At 54.7% G+C, this 20,698-nt stretch carries 13 protein-coding genes; 10 read left to right on the forward strand and 3 right to left on the reverse strand.

Going from position 1 to position 20,698, the window contains the following annotated elements:
- Positions 1 to 41: 41 nt before the first annotated feature.
- Positions 42 to 1,760: a sensor histidine kinase gene (locus I2D83_RS01605; RefSeq protein ID WP_015842034.1), complete on the reverse strand. Its 1,719-nt coding sequence runs from the start codon at positions 1,758 to 1,760 to the stop codon at positions 42 to 44.
- 370 nt (positions 1,761 to 2,130) lie between these two features.
- Here I2D83_RS01605 and glgB point away from each other — a divergent pair, with 370 nt between their 5' ends.
- The 5 genes from glgB to glgP all read left to right on the forward strand — a co-directional run bounded on the left by glgB (position 2,131) and on the right by glgP (position 11,589).
- A complete protein-coding gene (gene glgB, locus I2D83_RS01610; RefSeq protein WP_181847946.1) occupies positions 2,131 to 4,308 on the forward strand; it encodes a 1,4-alpha-glucan branching enzyme in 2,178 nt (725 codons plus the stop codon).
- On the forward strand, positions 4,309 to 6,285 hold the full coding sequence (glgX, locus tag I2D83_RS01615; protein WP_181830482.1) for a glycogen debranching protein GlgX: 1,977 nt from the start codon (positions 4,309 to 4,311) through the stop codon (positions 6,283 to 6,285).
- A gap of 35 nt (positions 6,286 to 6,320) precedes the next feature.
- Positions 6,321 to 7,598 carry a glucose-1-phosphate adenylyltransferase gene (glgC, locus tag I2D83_RS01620; RefSeq protein WP_180779338.1) on the forward strand — a complete coding sequence of 426 codons (1,278 nt, stop codon included), beginning with the start codon at positions 6,321 to 6,323 and terminating at the stop codon, positions 7,596 to 7,598.
- Positions 7,599 to 7,626: 28 nt separating this feature from the next.
- On the forward strand, positions 7,627 to 9,066 hold the full coding sequence (gene glgA / locus I2D83_RS01625; RefSeq protein WP_205947428.1) for a glycogen synthase GlgA: 1,440 nt from the start codon (positions 7,627 to 7,629) through the stop codon (positions 9,064 to 9,066).
- A 75-nt stretch (positions 9,067 to 9,141) separates the two neighbouring features.
- Complete coding sequence (gene glgP / locus I2D83_RS01630; RefSeq protein WP_205947429.1) at positions 9,142 to 11,589, forward strand: glycogen phosphorylase; 2,448 nt, start codon at positions 9,142 to 9,144, stop codon at positions 11,587 to 11,589.
- Positions 11,590 to 11,682: 93 nt separating this feature from the next.
- On the opposite strand, the gene glpD is transcribed toward glgP, so the two are convergent.
- Both glpD and I2D83_RS01640 read right to left on the reverse strand, forming a co-directional pair.
- Entirely contained in the window at positions 11,683 to 13,185 is a 1,503-nt protein-coding gene (gene glpD / locus I2D83_RS01635; protein WP_015842028.1) for a glycerol-3-phosphate dehydrogenase, read from the reverse strand.
- A 201-nt stretch (positions 13,186 to 13,386) separates the two neighbouring features.
- On the reverse strand, positions 13,387 to 13,824 hold the full coding sequence (locus I2D83_RS01640; RefSeq protein ID WP_225181835.1) for a bleomycin resistance protein: 438 nt from the start codon (positions 13,822 to 13,824) through the stop codon (positions 13,387 to 13,389).
- A 156-nt stretch (positions 13,825 to 13,980) separates the two neighbouring features.
- Here I2D83_RS01640 and glpE point away from each other — a divergent pair, with 156 nt between their 5' ends.
- From glpE to malQ, 5 genes are all read left to right on the forward strand, one after another.
- Entirely contained in the window at positions 13,981 to 14,304 is a 324-nt protein-coding gene (gene glpE, locus I2D83_RS01645; RefSeq protein WP_205947430.1) for a thiosulfate sulfurtransferase GlpE, read from the forward strand.
- 68 nt (positions 14,305 to 14,372) lie between these two features.
- Positions 14,373 to 15,206, forward strand: coding sequence for a rhomboid family intramembrane serine protease GlpG (gene glpG / locus I2D83_RS01650; RefSeq protein WP_015842026.1), 834 nt, complete (start codon positions 14,373 to 14,375; stop codon positions 15,204 to 15,206).
- A gap of 24 nt (positions 15,207 to 15,230) precedes the next feature.
- Positions 15,231 to 15,989 (forward strand): DeoR/GlpR family transcriptional regulator, encoded by a 759-nt coding sequence (locus I2D83_RS01655; RefSeq protein WP_005969330.1) that lies wholly within the window; start codon positions 15,231 to 15,233, stop codon positions 15,987 to 15,989.
- 42 nt (positions 15,990 to 16,031) lie between these two features.
- Complete coding sequence (malP, locus tag I2D83_RS01660; RefSeq protein WP_241007260.1) at positions 16,032 to 18,554, forward strand: maltodextrin phosphorylase; 2,523 nt, start codon at positions 16,032 to 16,034, stop codon at positions 18,552 to 18,554.
- A gap of 12 nt (positions 18,555 to 18,566) precedes the next feature.
- On the forward strand, positions 18,567 to 20,651 hold the full coding sequence (gene malQ / locus I2D83_RS01665; RefSeq protein WP_205947431.1) for a 4-alpha-glucanotransferase: 2,085 nt from the start codon (positions 18,567 to 18,569) through the stop codon (positions 20,649 to 20,651).
- Positions 20,652 to 20,698 lie beyond the last annotated feature (47 nt).

A 20,698-nucleotide genomic window follows, 5' to 3' on the forward strand; every position in this document is an offset into this window, starting at 1 on the left:
GCCTGATCTTATTCTGGCACCTGATCTGTTTATCCACCCCATCACGCCACACTATCCATCTGTTCCAATGCCTTACGCGCTGAAATCAGCGGGACGCGCACTTCGACTCGGGTGAATTTATCCGCTTCGCTGACTACCGTGATGCCATAGCGGTTGCCGTATCGTGCTTTGATACGGCGGTCGACCAAATTCATGCCTAATCCATCGCCACCGCTGCGGGGCTGATAGGTGCCCGCATTATCTTCTACTGACAGTTCCAGCGTGTTGGCGTGCAAGCGTCCGCTGATGTGGATGTGCCCACTTTCAATCATCTGTGAGATACCGTGCTTAATCGCATTTTCGACAATCGGTTGCAGAGAAAATGCGGGTAATCGTGCTTCACGCAGCGCCTCCGGCAGCGAAATGTCTACCGTCAGGTGATCGGCAAAGCGCGCTTTTTCGATTTCGAGATAGGCGTTAACGTGCTCCAGCTCGTCATTGAGCGATACTTCATCGTTGCTGCGCTTGAGGTTTTTACGGAAAAACGTCGACAGAGACAGCACCAGTTGGCGAGCGTGATCGGGGTTGCGTCGTATCACGGCGGACAGCGTATTCAGCGCGTTGAACAGAAAATGCGGGTTGACCTGCGCGTGCAGTAGCTTGATTTCCGATTGCGCCAGCAGCTGTTTCTGCTGTTCAAAACGACCTGTCAGAATCTGTGCGGAAAGCAGGTGGGCGATCCCTTCTCCCAGCGTACGGTTAATGCTGGAAAATAGCTTATTCTTGGGTTCATAAAGCTTGATTGTGCCGACAACTCGCTGATCTTCGCCACGCAGCGGGATTACCAGCGTGGAACCGAGTTTGCAGTGTGATGACACCGAACAGGTATAGGACACCTCGTTACCGTCGGCGTACACCACCTGATTGTTGTCTATCGCCCGGCGTGTGTGTGATGACGTAATGGGCGCGCCGACGTTGTGGTGGTCGTCGCCCAGCCCGATAAACGCCAGCAGTTTATCGCGATCGGTAATCGCCACGGCACCGACACCCAGTTCTTCATACAAAATACGGGCAACGCGCATACTGTTTTGTGGGTTGAATCCCTGACGTAGCGCCCCTTCGGCGCGAGCGGCGATTTGCAGCGCCTTGGCGGAAAATGCAGAAGTGTATTTTTCAAAAATGGCGCGTCTGTCGAGCAGAATGCGCATAAACATGGCGGAACCGATGGTATTGGTGATCATCATCGGTAGCGCAATGTCCCTCACCAGCTCTGCGGCGTTATCAAATGGACGGGCGACCAGCAGAATAATCGCCATTTGCAAACATTCTGCAACCAGTGCGGTCAGGCCGACGACGAGGGGCTGAAACAGGAGATCGATACGATTACGGCGTGCCAGATAGCGATGCAGTAACCCGCCGAGCAGGCCTTCGGCTATCGTCGACAGCATACAGGCCAGCGCGGTCATGCCCCCCATCGAATAGCGGTGTAATCCGCCCGTTAACCCGACGAGAAAGCCAACGGAAGGGCCGCCCAGCATGCCACCGAGCACGGCACCGGTCGCACGGGTATTGGCAATCGAATCGTCTATATGCAGACCGAAGTAGGTTCCCATAATGCAAAACACGGAAAAAACCAGATAGCACACCAGCTTGTGCGGCAGGCGAATGGTGACCTGCATTAGCGGGATAAACAGCGGTGTCTTGCTGAGCAGATAGGCGATAACCAGATAAACACACATCTGCTGTAACAGGGAAAGAATGAGATCAATCTGGCTAACCATGGGCGGGGTCTCAACATACACAATCGCCAAATTGTACTGCTTTTTGCCAGCGGACGAATCGATCTTTAAACAAAAGATGCTAATTATCCCGTGTCATAACTTATTCATATAAATATAAACGGAAAAATTTGATCGGTTCTCGGTTATTTCTCCGTTCTTTGACTACGCTGAATTAGGGGGCGTGGTTCAAGAACTCTTTCATACTATTCATTATTTTTACACGTCGCCGTTATTCATTAGCAAGCTAATAACCCGTTATTTTTATTGGATTTTTGTTAAAAATAGGTAACGGGAGAATATAAGCGCAGCGTAATGCGTTTTTATATTACTTATTTATTTAATTCAAATGGTTAATCAGAGGATGGATACCATGTCAGCGTTTTCTGATGCGATTAATTCACTTATTTCCGGGCATTATGCCGATCCGTTCTCGCTGTTAGGTATGCATCATTCTTCTAAAGGCCTTGAAGTTCGGGCTCTGCTGCCGGATGCGCAGGCAGTCTGGGTGGTTGATGCCAGCAATGGACGAAAAATCGTTGAGCTGGAACGTATAGACGAACGCGGTTTTTTTTGTGGTCTGGTGCCGCGCCGGAAAAACGCGTTCCGTTATCAATTGGCCGTGACCTGGCGTGAAGAAACCTGGGTGATTGAAGATCCTTACCGCTTTGGCCCGCTGTTGCAGGATATGGATATTTGGCTGCTGGCCGAAGGCACCCACCTGCGGCCTTACGAGCGGCTGGGCGCCCATCTGGAAACGCTGGACGGGGTTGAAGGTACGCGTTTTGCCGTGTGGGCACCCAATGCTCAGCGCGTTTCGGTAGTGGGGCAGTTCAACTTCTGGGATGGTCGCAGGCACCCGATGCGGTTGCGTAGGGAGAATGGCATTTGGGAGCTGTTTCTGCCCGATGTGAAAGCAGGGCAACTCTACAAATATGAAATGATCGATAGCCACGGCAGCATCCGGCTGAAGGCCGATCCGTATGCGTTTGAAGCGCAGATGCGCCCGGATACCGCCTCGCTGATTACGCCGTTGCCTGAGAAAGTCCCAACCAGCGATGCCCGGCGTGAGGCGAATGGCCTGCGTTCACCTATCTCCATTTATGAAGTTCACCTCGGTTCCTGGCGGCGGCATACGGATAACAATTTTTGGCTGAGCTATCAGGAACTGGCGAAGCAACTGATTGATTATGTGCAGTACATGGGTTTCACGCATGTGGAGCTGATGCCAATTAACGAACATCCGTTCGACGGTAGTTGGGGCTATCAACCGCTGGGGCTCTATGCGCCAACGCGCCGTTTCGGCACCGCGCAGGAGTTCAGGGCGTTTGTTGATGCACTCCATGATGCGGGCATTAACGTCTTACTGGACTGGGTGCCCGGACATTTTCCCGGTGACGAATACGGTTTGGCACAGTTTGACGGCACTGCGCTGTATGAATACGCCGATCCGCGTGAAGGCTATCATCAGGACTGGAACACGCTGATTTATAACTATGGTCGCCATGAGGTGCGTAACTATCTGGCGGGCAACGCGCTGTTCTGGATGGAACGCTATGGCATCGACGGGCTGCGGGTAGACGCCGTGGCTTCCATGATTTACCGCGACTACAGCCGCAGCGAAGGCGAGTGGGTGCCGAACCATTACGGCGGTAAAGAGAACCTCGAGGCGATTGCGTTTCTGCGCTACACCAACCACATGCTGGGCCATGCCGCACCGGCGGCGATCACGCTTGCCGAAGAGTCGACCGATTATCCGGGCGTCACGCTGCCGCCGGATTGCAACGGGTTAGGGTTTCACTACAAGTGGAATATGGGCTGGATGCACGACACGCTGGCCTATATGCAGCACGATCCGGTTCACCGCAAATATCATCACGATTTGCTGACATTCGGCATGTTGTACGCCTATAGCGAGAACTTCGTGCTGCCGCTGTCTCACGATGAAGTGGTGCATGGCAAGCGCTCGCTGCTGGATCGCATGCCCGGCGATGTCTGGCAAAAATTTGCCAATTTACGCGCCTATTACGGTTTTATGTGGGCCTATCCCGGTAAGAAACTGCTGTTTATGGGGGGCGAATTTGCGCAGGGACGTGAATGGAACCATGACGCCAGTCTGGACTGGCATCTGCTGGATGAACCGGAAGGGTGGCACCGTGGCGTGCAGACGCTGGTGCGCGATCTCAACCATTACTATCGCCAGCAGCCGTCGCTGTATCAGTTAGATTTTCAGCCGCAGGGCTTTGAATGGCTGGTGGTGGACGATCGGGAAAATTCGGTTTTTGCCTTTGTCCGGCGTGATGAGCAGGGCAACGAAGTGCTGGTGGTCAGCAACTTTACGCCGGTGCCACGTTATGGCTATCGGATTGGCATTAACCAGCCCGGCGGCTGGCGAGAAGTCATCAACACCGATTCTGTTCACTACAACGGTAGCGATTTGGGCAATGTTGGGACGATTTATAGTGAGGAATGGGGCAGCCATCAGCGCCAGCACTCTCTTGTTCTGACTATTCCGCCGCTTGCTACGCTGTATCTGGTGAAGGAGGCGTAAATGGCAGAATTGCAGACGGGCAAGCCGACGCCGCTGGGAGCCAGTTTTGACGGACAGGGCGTGAATTTCGCGCTGTTTTCAACGGATGCCGAGCGGGTCGAGCTGTGCATATTTGATGAACGCCAGCAGGAGCAGCGGCTCGAACTGACCGCGCGCAGCGGCGATATCTGGCACGGCTACCTTCCTGCTGCGCAGCCCGGCTTACGTTACGGTTTCCGGGTTGATGGGCCGTTCGAGCCGTCACAAGGCTTGCGCTTCAACCCACATAAGCTGCTGTTAGATCCGTGCGCCCGTCAGCTTGACGGCTGGGTGGTGGATGACGATTGCCTGCAAGGCGGCATTGACCAGCGAGATGAACGCGATAGCGCTGACATCATGGCGAAATGCGTGGTCACGGCAGAGGATTACGATTGGCAGGATGACCAGCATCCGCACACGCCCTGGCATCAGACGGTGATTTATGAAGCGCACGTTCGTGGATTGACGCAACTGCACCCTGATATTCCTGAAGATATTCGCGGTAGCTATGCGGCGCTGGGCCACCCGGTGATGATTGACTATCTGACGTCGCTGGGCGTGACGGCGCTGGAACTGCTTCCGGTGCAGCAGCATGCCGATGAGCCACGGCTTCAGCAACTGGGGTTGCGTAATTACTGGGGCTATAACGTACTGCTGCCTTTCGCCGTGGATAACAGTTTGGCTGCGGGCGATGACGCGCTGAATGAATTCCGAGATGCGGTGAAAGCGCTGCATCGTGCGGGGATCGAGGTCATTCTGGATGTGGTGTTTAACCACAGCGCAGAACTGGATGTTGAAGGCCCCACGCTGTGCCAGCGCGGCATCGATAACCGCAGTTATTACTGGCTGGGTGAGAACGGTGAATACCATAACTGGACTGGCTGCGGCAATGTGTTGCGGCTGAACCATCCGGCGGTCATTGATTGGGTGATGGACTGTCTGCGCTTCTGGCGCGAGGTCTGCCACGTTGATGGCTTCCGTTTCGATCTGGCAACGGTGCTGGGGCGAACCCCGGATTTTACCGCCGCTGCGCCGCTGTTGTCCGCCATGAAAAACGATAGCCGTTTACAGGGCTGCAAGCTGATTGCCGAACCGTGGGACATCGGGCATGGCGGTTATCAGTTAGGTCAGTTCCCGACGCCGTTCGCGGAGTGGAGTGACCGCTACCGTGACGATATGCGCCGTTTTTGGCTGCATGGCGACATTTCCCTCGGCGCGTTCGCTCGCCGCTTTGCCGCCTCCAGCGATATTTTCCAGCAGCACGACCGCCTACCTTTCGCCTCTATCAACAAACTGACGGCCCATGACGGCTTTACGCTGCGCGATCTGGTGAGTTTCAACCACAAGCACAACGACGCCAACGGCGAGGGTAACCGCGACGGTACCGACAGTAACTTCAGCAATAACCACGGTACGGAAGGGCTGGAAGCGGACGACGACATCCTACAGCGTCGGCTGGCGAGCCAGAAGGCGCTGCTGACGACGCTGATTCTGTCGCAGGGCACGCCAATGCTGCTGGCGGGCGATGAACTGGGGCACAGCCAGCAGGGCAACAACAATGCCTACTGTCAGGATAACGAATTGACCTGGCTGCATTGGGAAAACGCAAATAGTGCACTGCGCGAGTTTGTCGCCGGATTGATCCAGCTGCGCCGCACGATCCCGGCATTACAGCAGGAGACGTGGTGGCAAGAAGGGGACGGTGCAGTGCAATGGCTCAACAGAGAAGGCCAGCCGTTGACGCCGCAGCAGTGGGAACAAGGGGAGCATCAGCTACAGATTTTACTGTCTGGTCGTTGGCTTGTGCTGTTTAACGCCAGCCTACACGCCGGTGAGTTCATGTTGCCAGAAGGCCACTGGCAGGTTTCACCGCCGTTTGATGAGACGAACCCGCCCGAGGGCGGAATCTGGCACGGACAAGCGCAGGCGGTATGTGTCTTGATAAAACAGACCGCCTAAGCGCAAGCCATTAAAAGAATAATCAGGAGATAGCCATGGTGAATAACGACAAGCATGACCCTCTGATGTTGGCAAGACAGCTCCCTCTTAAATCCGTGGCATTAATTTTAGCCGGAGGCCGTGGAACGCGGCTGAAAGGGCTGACGGCGCTGCGTGCCAAGCCCGCCGTCCACTTTGGCGGCAAATTTCGCATTATTGATTTCGCGCTCTCTAACTGCCTGAATTCCGGCATCCGTCGTATTGGCGTGATTACGCAATATCAGTCGCATACGCTGGTGCAGCATATTCAGCGCGGCTGGTCATTTCTGAATGCTGAAATGAACGAGTTTGTCGATTTGCTCCCTGCGCAGCAGCGCCATTCTACCGATCACTGGTATCGGGGAACGGCGGACGCGGTTTGTCAGAATCTCGACATCATTCGGCGCTACCGTGCGGAGTATGTGGTGATCCTCGCGGGCGATCACATCTACAAGATGGACTACTCACGTATGCTCATCGATCACGTAGAGAAAGGTGCGGAATGCACCGTTGCCTGCCTGCCCGTGCCGCTGGAAGAAGCCAGTGCCTTTGGCGTCATGAGCGTGGACAAACAGCACCGCATCCTCGATTTTGCCGAAAAACCGGATAACCCGACACCAATGCCGGATAACCCCGACATGGCGCTCGCGAGCATGGGGATCTATGTTTTTAATGCGGACTATCTTTATCAGCTACTGGATGCGGATCACAACACGCCGGACTCTAACCACGACTTTGGGCAGGACCTGATCCCGAAGATCGTCTCACAGCGTCTGGCCTGGGCACATCCTTTTACCCTGTCGTGCGTCACGTCGGGTGAAGATGAAAATCAGTATTGGCGGGATGTCGGTACGCTGGAAGCCTACTGGCGCGCCAATCTCGATCTGGCGTCCGTCACGCCGGAGCTGGATGTCTACGATCGGCACTGGCCGATTCGTTCCGCGATTGAATCGCTGCCGCCAGCTAAATTTGTTCAGGATCGCTCCGGCAGCCATGGCATGACGATGAACTCGCTGGTATCGGGGGGCTGTATCGTCTCCGGCTCTGTCGTCACGCATTCGGTGCTGTTCCCGCGCGTGCGGGTCAATTCATTTTGCAGTATCGATTCGACGGTGATTCTGCCGGATGTCAACGTGGGGCGCTCCTGCCGTTTACGCCGTTGCGTGATCGATCGCGCCTGCAATTTGCCGGAAGGCATGGTGATTGGTGAAAACGCGGAAGAGGATAGCCGCCGTTTTTACCGTTCGGAAGAGGGGATCGTGCTGGTCACGCGATCGATGTTGGAAAAGCTGTAAACACCATCGGAACAAAACGGGAGTAATAATGCGGGTCTTACATGTTTGTTCAGAGCTCTTTCCACTGTTGAAAACGGGTGGACTGGCGGATGTGGCTGGTGCGTTGCCCGGCGCGCAGATTGCGGCGGGGATGGATGTTCGCGTCATCCTGCCTGCTTTCCCCGATCTGAAAAAAGGCATCGCCAACCTACAGGTTGTGCGTGAGCTGGATACCTTCGCCGGACACGTCACGCTGCTGTTCGGCCATTTTAACGGCGTCGGTATTTATTTGATTGATGTGCCCGAACTGTATGAACGCGCGGGCAGCCCTTACCACGATCCGGCGCTTTACGCCTATGCCGATAACTATCTGCGATTCGCGCTGCTGGGGTGGATGGGATGCGAAATGGCGTGCGGTCTGGACCACTACTGGCGGCCCGATATCGTGCATGCCCATGACTGGCACGCGGGGCTGACCTGCGCCTATCTGGCGGCGCGTAACCGTCCGGCGAAATCTATCTTTACCGTTCACAACCTTGCCTATCAGGGGCTGTTTGATGCCCGGCATATGCCGGATCTCCACTTGCCGAGCGAGTTCTTTCAGGTGTACGGGCTGGAGTTTTACGGCCAGATTTCCTACCTCAAAGCGGGATTGTACTACGCTGACCATATTACGACCGTGAGCCCGACCTACGCGCATGAGATTACGCTGCCAGCGTATGGCTACGGTATGGAAGGTTTACTGAAGTCGCGTGAAGAGGAAGGACGACTGTCCGGAATCCTCAATGGCGTAGACGAGATGATTTGGAATCCGGCACACGATCCTTTACTCGCTAGCCATTACAGCCGCGATACGTTGGCGAACAAGGCCGAAAATAAACGGCGTCTGCAAACGGCAATGGGCTTGAAGATTGACGACAAGGTGCCGGTTTTTGCCATCGTCAGCCGTCTGACCAGCCAGAAAGGGCTCGATATTGCGCTAAGCGCGATACCGGATCTGCTGGAACAGGGCGGGCAAGTGGTGGTACTGGGCGCAGGAGATGCCGATTTGCAGGAGGGCTTTCTGGCGGCGGCGGCTGAATATCACGGTCAGGTTGGGGTACAGATTGGTTATCACGAGGCCTTCTCGCACCGCATTATTGGCGGCGCGGATGTCATCATGGTGCCTAGCCGGTTTGAGCCTTGTGGGTTAACGCAGCTCTATGGCTTGAAATATGGCACGTTGCCGCTGGTGCGCCGCACCGGCGGGCTGGCGGATACGGTATCAGACTGTTCGCTGGAGAATCTGGCGGATGGGCTGGCAAGCGGGTTTGTCTTTAACGATTGCAGCGTGGGATCGCTATCCCGCGCGATTCGTCGTGTGTTTGTGCTGTGGTCTCGGCCTACGCTATGGCGTTATGTGCAGCGTCAGGCGATGGCGATGGACTTTGGTTGGCAGGTTGCTGCTCAGGCTTATGGTGCGCTCTATCAACGCTTGTATACCCACTAGTTTTCCCGTTGCGCGTCATCCGCATGCAACCTGAAAACGACAGGGTATGATAACACTCACTTGGGAATGAATATTATGAACTCTCCGTTTATCTATACTTCGCCAACGCTCAGTGTGGAAGCGCTGAAACACTCTATTGCTTACAAGCTCATGTTTACCGTGGGGAAAGATCCCTCGATTGCGAATAAACATGACTGGCTGAACGCCACGCTGCTGGCCGTGCGTGACCGGATGGTGGAACGCTGGCTGCGCTCGAACCGCGCACAGCTTTCGCAGGATGTGCGGCAGGTGTATTACCTGTCGATGGAATTTTTGCTGGGGCGGACGCTGTCGAACGCACTGCTGGCGATGGGATTGTATGACGATCTGAAAGCGGCGCTGGATGGCATGGGGCTGGAGCTGGACGATCTGCTAGAGGAAGAAAATGACCCAGGCTTAGGAAACGGCGGTCTGGGACGTTTGGCGGCCTGTTTTCTGGATTCGCTGGCGACGATGGCTTTGCCTGGGCGCGGCTACGGTATTCGCTACGAATACGGCATGTTTAAGCAGAACATTGTTAACGGCAAGCAGGCAGAATCGCCGGACTACTGGTTGGAATACGGCAACGCGTGGGAATTCCCGCGCCACAGCACGCGCTATAAAGTACGCTTCGGCGGCCGAATCCAGCAGGAAGGCAGCAAAATGCGCTGGCTGGAAACGGAAGAAGTTATCGCGTGCGCTTACGACCAAATCATTCCCGGTTTTGATACGGACGCTACCAATACCCTGCGTTTGTGGGGCGCGCAGGCCAGTAATGAAATCAATCTGGGTAAATTCAATCAGGGCGACTATTTTGCGGCGGTAGAAGATAAAAACCACTCGGAAAACGTGTCGCGCGTGCTGTATCCCGATGATTCCACCTATTCAGGCCGCGAGCTACGCCTGCGTCAGGAATATTTCCTGGTTTCCGCCACGGTGCAGGACATTCTGAACCGTCACTGGATGATGCATAAGACTTACGCCAATCTGGCAGAGAAGTTCGCTATCCACCTGAACGATACTCACCCAGTGCTGGCTATCCCTGAGTTGATGCGCTTACTGATTGATGAGCATAAATTCCAATGGATAGAGGCGTGGACGGTGGTGAGGAAAGTCTTCTCCTATACAAACCATACGCTGATGCAGGAAGCGCTGGAAACCTGGCCAGTTGATATGCTGGGTAAAATCTTGCCGCGCCACCTGCAATTGATTTTCGAAATTAACGAACATTTTCTGGAATACGTCCAGAAAGAAGCCCCGGATGACAACGATCTGCTGGCGCGGGTTTCCATCATTGATGAAAACAACGGACGTAAAGTCCGCATGGCGTGGTTGGCCGTGGTCGCCAGCCATAAGGTCAACGGCGTATCGGAGCTGCACTCTGATCTGATGGTACAGTCTCTGTTTGCCGATTTTGCTCGCCTCTTCCCTAATCGTTTCTGCAATAAAACCAATGGGGTGACGCCACGGCGTTGGCTGGCGCTGGCTAACCCATCGCTCTCTAAACTGTTGGACGACACGATAGGGCAGACCTGGCGCACCGACCTGAGCCAGTTGAGCGAACTGAAACAGCACATCGATTATCCGGCATTTGTGCAGAAAATCCGTAAGGTGAAGCTGAAGAACAAAGTGCGCTTAGCGACCTATATGGCGGAAAACCTGAATATTGTGGTTAACCCCGAGTCGCTGTTCGATGTGCAGATTAAGCGCATTCACGAATACAAACGGCAACTGCTGAATGTATTGCACATCATCACCCTCTATAACCGCATTAAAGACGATCCAGAAGTTGCGCGTGTGCCGCGCGTCGCCATCTTTGCGGGCAAGGCGGCATCGGCCTATTACATGGCGAAGCACATTATCAACCTGATCAACGACGTCGCGAAGGTGATCAACAATGATCCGGCATTGCACGATCGGCTGAAAGTGGTCTTCATCCCGAACTACAGTGTGAGTCTGGCACAGTTGATCATCCCGGCAGCCGATCTCTCTGAGCAGATCTCGCTGGCGGGGACGGAAGCCTCCGGGACCAGTAATATGAAATTTGCCCTGAACGGCGCGCTGACGATCGGCACGCTGGATGGGGCGAATGTCGAAATGCTGGAACACATTGGCGAAGAAAATATGTTTATCTTCGGCAACACGGCGGAGCAGGTCGAAGCGCTGCGCCAGAGTGGCTACAACCCACGGCAATATTACGATCAGGATGAAGAGCTGCGCCGCGTACTGACGCAAATTACCACGGGCGTCTTCAGCCCTGATGACAGCCGACGTTATAGCGATCTGTTTGATTCACTGGTGAATTTTGGCGATTACTATCAGCTACTGGCAGACTATCGCAGCTATGTGGATACGCAGGATCGGGTGGATGAGCTGTATGAGAACAAGGATGAATGGGCGCGCTGTGCCGTCAAGAATATTGCCAATATGGGTTATTTCTCGTCTGACCGCACCATCGGTGAATATGCAGAAGATATCTGGGATATCAAACCGATACGGTTGTGATTGCACGTTGGTGATATGAAAAAGCGCCGTAGGCAAAACCTACGGCGCTTTTGTGTTTACAGCAGTAACAGGCGCTTGCGGTAACCGTGCGGATTAACCCGCTTTGGCCATTTGCTGTTGGCGGTGGTGGGCTAACCAGTCGCTGATGCGTTGTTTCTGCGCGTCATTCAGGCGCATGCCCAGCTTGGTGCGGCGCCAGATGACGTCGTCCAGCGTGACGGCCCATTCTTTCTCAACCAGATAGCGCAGTTCCGCTTCATACAGGTCATGACCGAAATCTTCACCCAGATCGCCGAGGCCTTTCACGTTTGTCAGAATCAGTTCGCTGTTTGAACCGTAGGTACGGCTGTAACGACGCGTCAGTGATTCCGGCAGATTGAAGCGGCGACGCAGCGCGGCGGCATAGTCATCACGTGTGCCTGCGATATCACCACCCGGCAGGACGGCTTCTTTCGTCCAGGCTTTACCCGCTTGTGGATAGTATTTGTGCAGCTTGTCCAGCGCGTGCTCTGCCAGCTTACGATATGTTGTCAGTTTGCCGCCAAACACGGAAAGCAGCGGAGCCTGGCCGTTATCATCATCGACAGACAGCGTGTAATCACGGGTAATCGCCTGCGGAGAGTCGGACTCGTCATCACAGAGCGGACGCACGCCGGAGTAGGTCCAGACGATATCATCACGTGTAAGCTGCTGTTTGAAATGATCGTTATACACATCCAGCAGATAGCCGACTTCGTTATCATCGATCTTCACATCGTGTGGATTGCCTTTGTATTCCACGTCGGTGGTACCGATGATCGAGTAGTCATCCTGCCACGGGATCACGAAGACAATACGGTGATCTTTGTTTTGCAGAATATACGCCTGTGGCTGGTTGTGGACTTTTGGCACCACGATATGGCTGCCTTTGATCAAACGGATGCCGTAAGGTGATTTCAGTTGCAGGCCGTCATCAAAGAATTCTTTTACCCACGGGCCAGTGGCGTTCACCAGACCTTTGGCGCGCCAGGTGAAGGTTTCGCCGGTCAGTGAATCAACCGCATCTACGATCCACACGCCTTGCTCACGACGGGCGCGGGTCACTTTGGTACGGGTACGGACTTCTCCGCCGCGTTTTGTCACTTCCTGCGCGTTTAACACCACCAGACGCGCATCGTCCACCCAGCAGTCCGAATATTCAAAGCCCTGCTTCAGTTCAGGCTTAAGTACAGAATCTGCACCGAATTTCAGTCCCTTACTGGCAGGCAGGCTGACGCGTTTACCAATGTTGTCGTACATGAACAGGCCGATACGAATCATCCAGGCCGGACGCAGGTGCGGCTGATGGGGCAAACGAAAGCGCATCGGGAAAATAATGTGCGGGGCCATTTTCAGCAGCGTTTCGCGCTCAGACAGCGCTTCGCTGACCAAACGAAACTCATAGTGCTCAAGGTAACGCAGGCCGCCGTGAATCAGCTTGGAGCTGGCGGAGGACGTGGCACAGGCAAGATCCTGCGCTTCCAACAACAGGACTGATAACCCTCGCCCAGCCGCATCTGCGGCGATGCCTGCACCGTTAATTCCGCCGCCGATAACGATTAGATCTTTGGTTTCCACGTTTCTTCCTCCACCCTCGAATAAATCAAAATGTTCGTTTTCGAGCATTATGATAATCGAAAACAAACAAATCAGCCAATGGTTAACCAAATAAAAACATTTATGCGTGATGGAGCTAACAATATGATGATAATTGTCACATTAAAATAAGGGATAATGAGGGGTTTTGGGACTATCTTGGACGGCATAGCCCGGTCAGGGTTACGACTGCTCTATATATTGGCTGAAGCGCAGGAGATAGCCATCAGGATCCTGAACCAGAAATTCTCTCTGGCAGGCTTGGGTTGGCTCTGTCTTATCTTCGCCAGTTTCTATTGTGTAATAGTTATCTCTCAGCGGTCGGTAAAGCGGAATGTGGTGATGTGCCAGACTGTCTACTAGGGGCATTACGTCGTCCACCTCAATCTGAAGATTGATACCGCGTCCCAAAGGTTTGATTAGCTCCCCTGTTTTCCATCCTCCCTCGTGAAACGCTTCCAACATCAGCTGCGCTTCACCCAGGCTAAGATAGACAAAATCTGGGTTCTCACGGCGGATCGTTACGGTGAAACCGAGTATGTGCACATAAAAATGTATCGAAGCGGAAAAATCCGTCACCGTGAGTTCAGGTACCATGCGGTTCCAGTAGGTCTGTGTCATGTAGTTACCGTTTTTATCGTCACACTTCACGTTAGTGAAGCACTGTTTTTATAAATAACCTTATAATCATATAGGTTTTATGCCGCTGAAGGCGGGTTACAATGACGCCAGTTGTTACTAACATCCTGTCCATTATTAACAAGGTTGTCACTTTCGATGGAACAATTTGAAGCTATTAGTATTGAGCAAGCCCATTCCCGCTGGCAGGAAGGGGGCGTTGTCGTTGATATTCGCGATCCACAGAGCTTTGCTGCGGCCCATGTTCCCGGCGCGACGCATCTGACCAACGAGACGCTGTCTGACTTTGTGCGCGGCGCAGACTTTGAAGCATCGGTCATGGTGATTTGCTACCACGGCATCAGCAGCCGCAATGCGGCACAGTATCTGATTAGCCTGGGGTTCGATTCGGTGTACAGTATCGATGGCGGCTTTGAGGCCTGGCAAAATCGCTACCCGCAAGACACGCAGGCGCAAGCCTGATCGCATGACGATTCAAGAACCTTTATTATCATGTTTCTAACTCAATCTACCCACTGGCGCTTCCCGCTATGATGACTCGCGTTATTGCTCTCTCCAATCCGCGTCTGGCTCAGGCATTTGTTGATTACATGCGTACGCAGCAGATCTATTTGGAAATGCGGCCTCACGGGCATGAAGCTGAACTGTGGCTGGAGGATGAAACCCAACTGGGCAAGGTTCAGGAAGCGCTGGAGATTTTTCTGCGTGACCCGACGAACCCGCGCTATCTGGCGGCCAGTTGGCAAACGGGATCGATGGACACCGGTATTCAATACCAACGCTACTCTTTCCTGCAAACGCTGAAACAAAAGGCCGGGCCGCTGACGCTATCCGTGATGGTCGTGACGATCGCGGTGTTTATCCTGATGCAGATTTCAGGCTATGAGAGCGTGATGACGTGGCTGGCGTTCCCGGCGGAGGGGCAGCAGCTACAGCTGTGGCGCTGGTTCAGTCATGCTTTGTTGCACTTTTCCCTGCTGCACATTTTGTTCAATCTGATGTGGTGGTGGTATCTGGGTGGGCCGGTTGAAAAAGTATTGGGCACTGGCAAATTGCTGGTCATCACGCTGGTTTCCGCGCTGGTGAGCGGCTGGGCGCAGTCCTGGTTCAGCGGTACCTATTTTGGTGGCCTGTCGGGCGTGGTTTACGCCTTGATGGGCTATGTCTGGCTGCGAGGGGAAAGAGAGCCTGACGGCTACTTATCTATGCCGCGTAGTCTGATGGCCTTCGCTTTACTCTGGCTGGTCGCTGGATATTTCGATATTTTAGGCATGTCGATCGCCAATGCGGCGCATGTGGCTGGGCTGATTGTCGGGCTATTGATGGCCTTTTGGGACACGTATAATAAAACAAACCCCCGGTGAATCGGGGCGTCTTAGGGGATAAATGTGAAGCAGACACAACGGCATGACGCCATTATTGAACTGGTGCGTCGGCAGGGGTATGTCAGTACTGAAGAGCTGGTGGATCATTTTGCGGTAAGCCCGCAGACCATCCGTCGCGATCTGAACGATCTGGCCGAACAGAATAAGATCCATCGCCACCACGGCGGCGCGGCCTTGCCGTCCAGTTCAGTGAACACGGCCTACCATGACCGTAAAATGATGTGGTCGGACGAAAAAGCGCGCATTGCCCGTCGGGTGGCGAGCCAGATTCCAGACGGCGCCACCTTGTTTATCGATATCGGCACCACGCCTGAAGCGGTGGCCTATGCGCTGATGCAGCACAAGGATCTGCGCGTGGTCACCAATAACCTGAATGTGGCAACGCTGCTGACGGCAAAAGAGGATTTTCGTCTGATTTTGGCTGGTGGTGAAGTGCGTACTCGTGATGGCGGCATCATGGGTGAAGCGACGCTGGATTTTATCTCTCAGTTCCGCCTGGATTTCGGCATTTTGGGCATCAGCGGTATTGACATGGATGGGTCATTACTGGAGTTTGATTACCATGAAGTGCGCACAAAACGGGCGATTATTGAAAATTCTCGCTGCGTCATGCTGGTGACGGATCATTCCAAGTTTGGCCGTAATGCGATGGTGAATTTGGGCAACATGGATTTGATCGACTATCTTTTTACCGATCAGTCACCACCGCCCAGCGTACTGAAAATCATTGAACAACATAAGGTACAGTTGGAGTTGTGTTGAACCCGATGTGCCTTTTCCATGACGGATAACGGAGGAGGCACGATGTCAGATTCTTCAAGAAAGCCGGATTCTGCAAAGCGATCAGGCTCGTCAACACGTTCAGCGGCGGCAAAAAAGCCAGAGGCTTTTACGCAGCCCGTTTCCTCCGCTTATCCCCCCATCGCTTTTGATACCGCAGAATTTACCGCCGCGCTGCTTCGTCAGCAGCGGCTTGCTGGCGTCACCTCGCTTAATGCGATGACGCCAGTGCAGTGCTGGCGCGCCGTCAGTCTGGCGCTGTCTGAACAATTGCTGATGCATACTGCATCGCCCACGTCTTCCTCGACCAATACGCCGCAACGCCATGTGAACTACCTGTCGATGGAGTTTCTGCCTGGCCGCCTGACGGGCAACAACCTGCTTAATCTGGGATGGTATGACGCCGTTGCCGCCGCGCTGGCTGAGCAGGGGCTGAACCTGAGCGATATCCTTGAACAGGAAACCGATCCGGGTTTAGGCAACGGTGGATTAGGCCGACTGGCGTCCTGCTTTCTGGATTCGATGGCAACGGTGGGACAGCCCGCCACGGGGTACGGCCTCAACTATCAGTATGGTCTGTTCCGTCAGCACTTCGCGCAAGAACAGCAGCAGGAAACGGCTGATGACTGGCAGCGCGACACCTATCCGTGGTTTGTGCCGCGCGCAGAGCTGGCGGTGGATGTCGGATTCGGCGGGCGTCTGCAACCCCAGACGGACGGCACCTTGCGCTGGCTACCGGATACTGTTTTTAGAGGTGAGGCCTGTGACCTGCCGGTGATTGGCTATCACAACGGCGCTGCGCAGCCGCTGCGTCTGTGGCGCGCGACGCATCGTGCTCCGTTTGATTTGACGTTGTTCAACGAAGGGCATTATCTGCGCGCGGCACAGACGGGGATTTCCGCCGCCAGCCTGACCAGCGTGCTGTATCCGAATGACAATCATGCGGCGGGCAAACGTCTGCGTCTGATGCAGCAGTATTTCCACTGCGCCTGTTCGGTGGCCGACATTCTGCGTCGGCATCTTAAGGCGGGGCGCGCGCTGTCCACGTTGCCGGATTATGAAGTCATCCAGCTTAACGATACCCACCCGACGCTAGCGATCCCCGAATTGATGCGTCTGCTGCTGGATGAGCATCAGATACCGTGGGATGAAGCCTGGTCGATAACCGGACGTACCTTTGCCTATACCAACCATACGCTGATGCCGGAAGCGCTTGAGCGCTGGGACGAACGGCTGTTTGGTCGCCTGCTCCCTCGCCACCTGTCTATCATCCGGCAAATTGATACGCAGTTTAAGGCGCTGGTTGAGGACAAGTGGCCCGGCGATCGGCAGGTGTGGGCGAAGCTCGCCATCCGCCACCAGCGTCAGATTCGTATGGCAAACCTTTGCGTCGTCAGCTGCTTTGCGGTTAACGGCGTGGCGGCACTGCACTCGGAGCTGGTGGTGAAAGATCTGTTTCCTGAATATCACCAGCTGTGGCCGACCAAATTCCATAACGTCACCAACGGGATTACCCCACGCCGCTGGCTGAAGCAGTGTAACCCGGCGTTGTCCGCGCTTATCGACGACACACTGCACACGCCGTGGGTAAATGATTTGCCCGCGCTGCGCGGGCTGGAGCCCTATGCTGACGATGCTGGTTTTCGTGAGCGTTATCGACAAATCAAAGCTGATAATAAAACGCAACTGGTGACCTACCTGCGCCAGCAGTACGACATCGTGATCGATCCGCAGGCGCTGTTTGATGTGCAAATCAAGCGATTGCATGAGTACAAACGCCAACATTTGAATCTGCTGCATATTCTCGCGCTATATCGTCAATTGCGTGACAATCCGCATCTGGATATAGTGCCGCACGTCTTTTTGTTCGGTGCCAAAGCGGCGCCGGGCTATGTATTAGCGAAAAACATCATTTATGCCATTAACCGGGTTGCTGCGGTCATTAATCAGGATCGCCGTGTTAACGATCGCCTGAAGGTCGTCTTCCCGTCGGACTACCGTGTATCGCTGGCTGAACGGATGATTCCTGCCGCAGATGTGTCTGAGCAGATTTCAACGGCAGGTAAAGAGGCGTCCGGTACGGGCAATATGAAGCTGGCGCTGAACGGTGCGCTGACCGTCGGCACGCTGGACGGGGCGAATGTGGAAATGGCGCAGCAGGTGGGTGAAGACAATCTGTTCATTTTTGGTCACACCGTCGAACAGGTAAAAGCGCTACAGACGCAGGGCTATGAGCCGTCTGACTACCTTGCCGTGACGCCGCTGCTGCGTGAAGTGCTGAACGAGCTAGCGAGTGGCGCGTTCAGTCAGGGGGATAAAAACGCGTTTGCCCCGCTGTTGGATAGCCTGCTGAAGCTGGGCGATCCCTATATGTTAATGGCCGATTTTGCACCGTATTGCGAGGTGCAGCAGCGTGTTGATGCGCTTTACCGTGAGCCGGATGAATGGACGCGCCGTTGCGTGCTGAATACCGCCAGAATGGGGATGTTCAGTTCGGACAGGGCGATTCATGATTACCAGACGCGCATTTGGCAGGCGCATCGTTAGGAAAAGGAGAGGGTGTTCAAGGTGGATAAACTGGCAAGCCAGCAGCCAGGCATCGCGGAAAGCTATACCGATGCCTATGGCAAAGAGCACATTGTTGCGGCCGCAATCAGAAACCAGATTCAGGCAATGATGGACGTTTCTGACAGCGGCAATGCGCCCTTGCCGCCTGTTCGTGTTTTTTTGCAGGGCCGGGACGCGGTCATTGAGCTTGCTGGTCACGGTGAATTCCTTTGGACGCTAATGTATGAAAACGGCGGTCAAATTCAGGGGCAGATCACGGGCGGCTCTACGTTGGCTCTGCCGGGCGTGCTGCCGCTGGGTTACCACTATCTGACGTTGACGCAGGCCGACCAGCGCTGGAGTTGCCGGATTATTGTTGCGCCGCACCGCTGCTACGAACCCGAAGCCTTACAGCAGGGAAAACGCTGGTGGGGCGTTACCGTCCAGCTTTACACCTTGCGCTCGCAGAACAACTGGGGCGTCGGGGATTTTGGCGACCTGCGCCATCTGGTGGAACAGATTGCCCGGCGCGGCGGTGCCTTTGTGGGGCTGAACCCGCTGCATTCGCTGTATCCCGCGCTGCCAGAGGCCGCAAGCCCTTACAGTCCTTCCTCCCGACACTGGCTGAACATTATTTATATCGATGTGAATCGCATCGATGATTTTCAGCAGAGTGAGGAGGCGCAAGCATGGTGGCTCCGTGAGGATACCCAAAGTGCGGTGACGGCGTTACGGGCAGGTCGCTGGGTCGATTATGAACCGGTGACGGCGCTTAAGCTGACCGCTTTACGGTTGGCTTTCCGCTACTTTACGACACGCAGCACGCTGGACCCGCGTATTAGCGCCTTTCGCCAGTTTGTCGTCAGCGGCGGGCAGAGCCTGCAACTTCAGGCGACGTTTGATGCGTTGCAGGCCTACCTGAAAAAGCAGGGCGAGAACTACGCGGACTGGCACCAATGGCCAGCCCGTTACCATGATGTGCACAGTGAAACCGTGAAGTCATTCCGCCGTGAACACAGCGATGAGATTACGTTTTACAGCTGGCTGCAATGGGTGGCGCATGAGCAACTTGCAGAGTGTTACGCGCACAGTAAACAGCTTGGCCTGCCGCTCGGTCTGTATCGCGATTTAGCCGTTGGGGTCGCACAGGGCGGCGCGGAAACCTGGGATGAACGGCAGCTCTATTGCCTTGATGCCTCTATCGGTGCACCGCCGGATCCGCTTGGACCACAGGGACAAGACTGGCAGCTCGCGCCGATGAACCCCACCATGATGCAGCTGCGCGGCTATCAGCCGTTTATCGACGTACTGCGCAGTAACATGGCGCACTGTGGTGCGCTGCGTATCGATCACGTGATGGCGCTCTTGCGCCTGTGGTGGATCCCCAAGGCGGAGACAGCAGGCAACGGGGCTTACGTGCATTATCCGGTTGATGATTTGCTGGCGGTGCTGGCGCTGGAAAGTCAGCGCCATCGCTGCCTGATTATCGGCGAGGATTTAGGCACGGTGCCGCCGGAAATTGTCAGCAAGCTGCATGACTACGGTATCTATTCTTACAAGGTGCTGTTCTTTGAAAAAGATGAGGAGAACCATTTCCGCGCACCGGAAGATTACCCACGTCAGGCGATGACAACGATCACCACGCACGATCTCCCGACGCTGCGCGGCTACTGGCAAACCGTGGATTTATCGCTGGGACGGGAATTGGGGCTGTACCCGACGGAAACGCTATTGCAAGAGCAGATGCAGCAGCGTGAGAAAGCGAAACAGGGGCTGCTCAATGCGTTGCATGAATTCGGGCTATTGCCGCAGCGGGTTGGTCGCAACTCGGCGCTGACGACGATGGGCGCACCGCTGAGTCGTGGCGTTCATCGCTATGTCGCTGATAGCGCCAGCGCGCTGGTGGGGTTCCAACTGGAAGACTGGCTGGATATGGCGACACCGGTCAATGTGCCGGGTACCAATCGTGAATACCCCAACTGGCGGCGCAAACTTACGCGCCCGCTGGAGTCGATCTTCGCTGACCGCTGCCTTGAACGGCTGGTTCGGGATATGGATTTGCGCCGTGGCGCACCAATGAAAACGCAGAAAGCCTAAATAACGGAATGACAATGATTCCTCCCCTGAGTTGGGGAGGAATAAGA

Origin of the sequence: Pectobacterium aroidearum (genome assembly GCF_015689195.1) — a bacterium.
Lineage (GTDB): Bacteria > Pseudomonadota > Gammaproteobacteria > Enterobacterales > Enterobacteriaceae > Pectobacterium > Pectobacterium aroidearum.

Excerpts from the sequence above, each read along its gene's own strand:
- I2D83_RS01605 (WP_015842034.1), bottom strand. The coding sequence starts at position 1,760 with ATGGTTAGCCAGATTGATCTCATTCTTTCCCTGTTACAGCAGATGTGT.
- glgB (WP_181847946.1), top strand. The coding sequence starts at position 2,131 with ATGTCAGCGTTTTCTGATGCGATTAATTCACTTATTTCCGGGCATTAT.
- glgX (WP_181830482.1), top strand. The coding sequence starts at position 4,309 with ATGGCAGAATTGCAGACGGGCAAGCCGACGCCGCTGGGAGCCAGTTTT.
- glgC (WP_180779338.1), top strand. The coding sequence starts at position 6,321 with ATGGTGAATAACGACAAGCATGACCCTCTGATGTTGGCAAGACAGCTC.
- glgA (WP_205947428.1), top strand. The coding sequence starts at position 7,627 with ATGCGGGTCTTACATGTTTGTTCAGAGCTCTTTCCACTGTTGAAAACG.
- glgP (WP_205947429.1), top strand. The coding sequence starts at position 9,142 with ATGAACTCTCCGTTTATCTATACTTCGCCAACGCTCAGTGTGGAAGCG.
- I2D83_RS01640 (WP_225181835.1), bottom strand. The coding sequence starts at position 13,824 with ATGACACAGACCTACTGGAACCGCATGGTACCTGAACTCACGGTGACG.
- glpE (WP_205947430.1), top strand. The coding sequence starts at position 13,981 with ATGGAACAATTTGAAGCTATTAGTATTGAGCAAGCCCATTCCCGCTGG.
- glpG (WP_015842026.1), top strand. The coding sequence starts at position 14,373 with ATGATGACTCGCGTTATTGCTCTCTCCAATCCGCGTCTGGCTCAGGCA.
- malP (WP_241007260.1), top strand. The coding sequence starts at position 16,032 with ATGTCAGATTCTTCAAGAAAGCCGGATTCTGCAAAGCGATCAGGCTCG.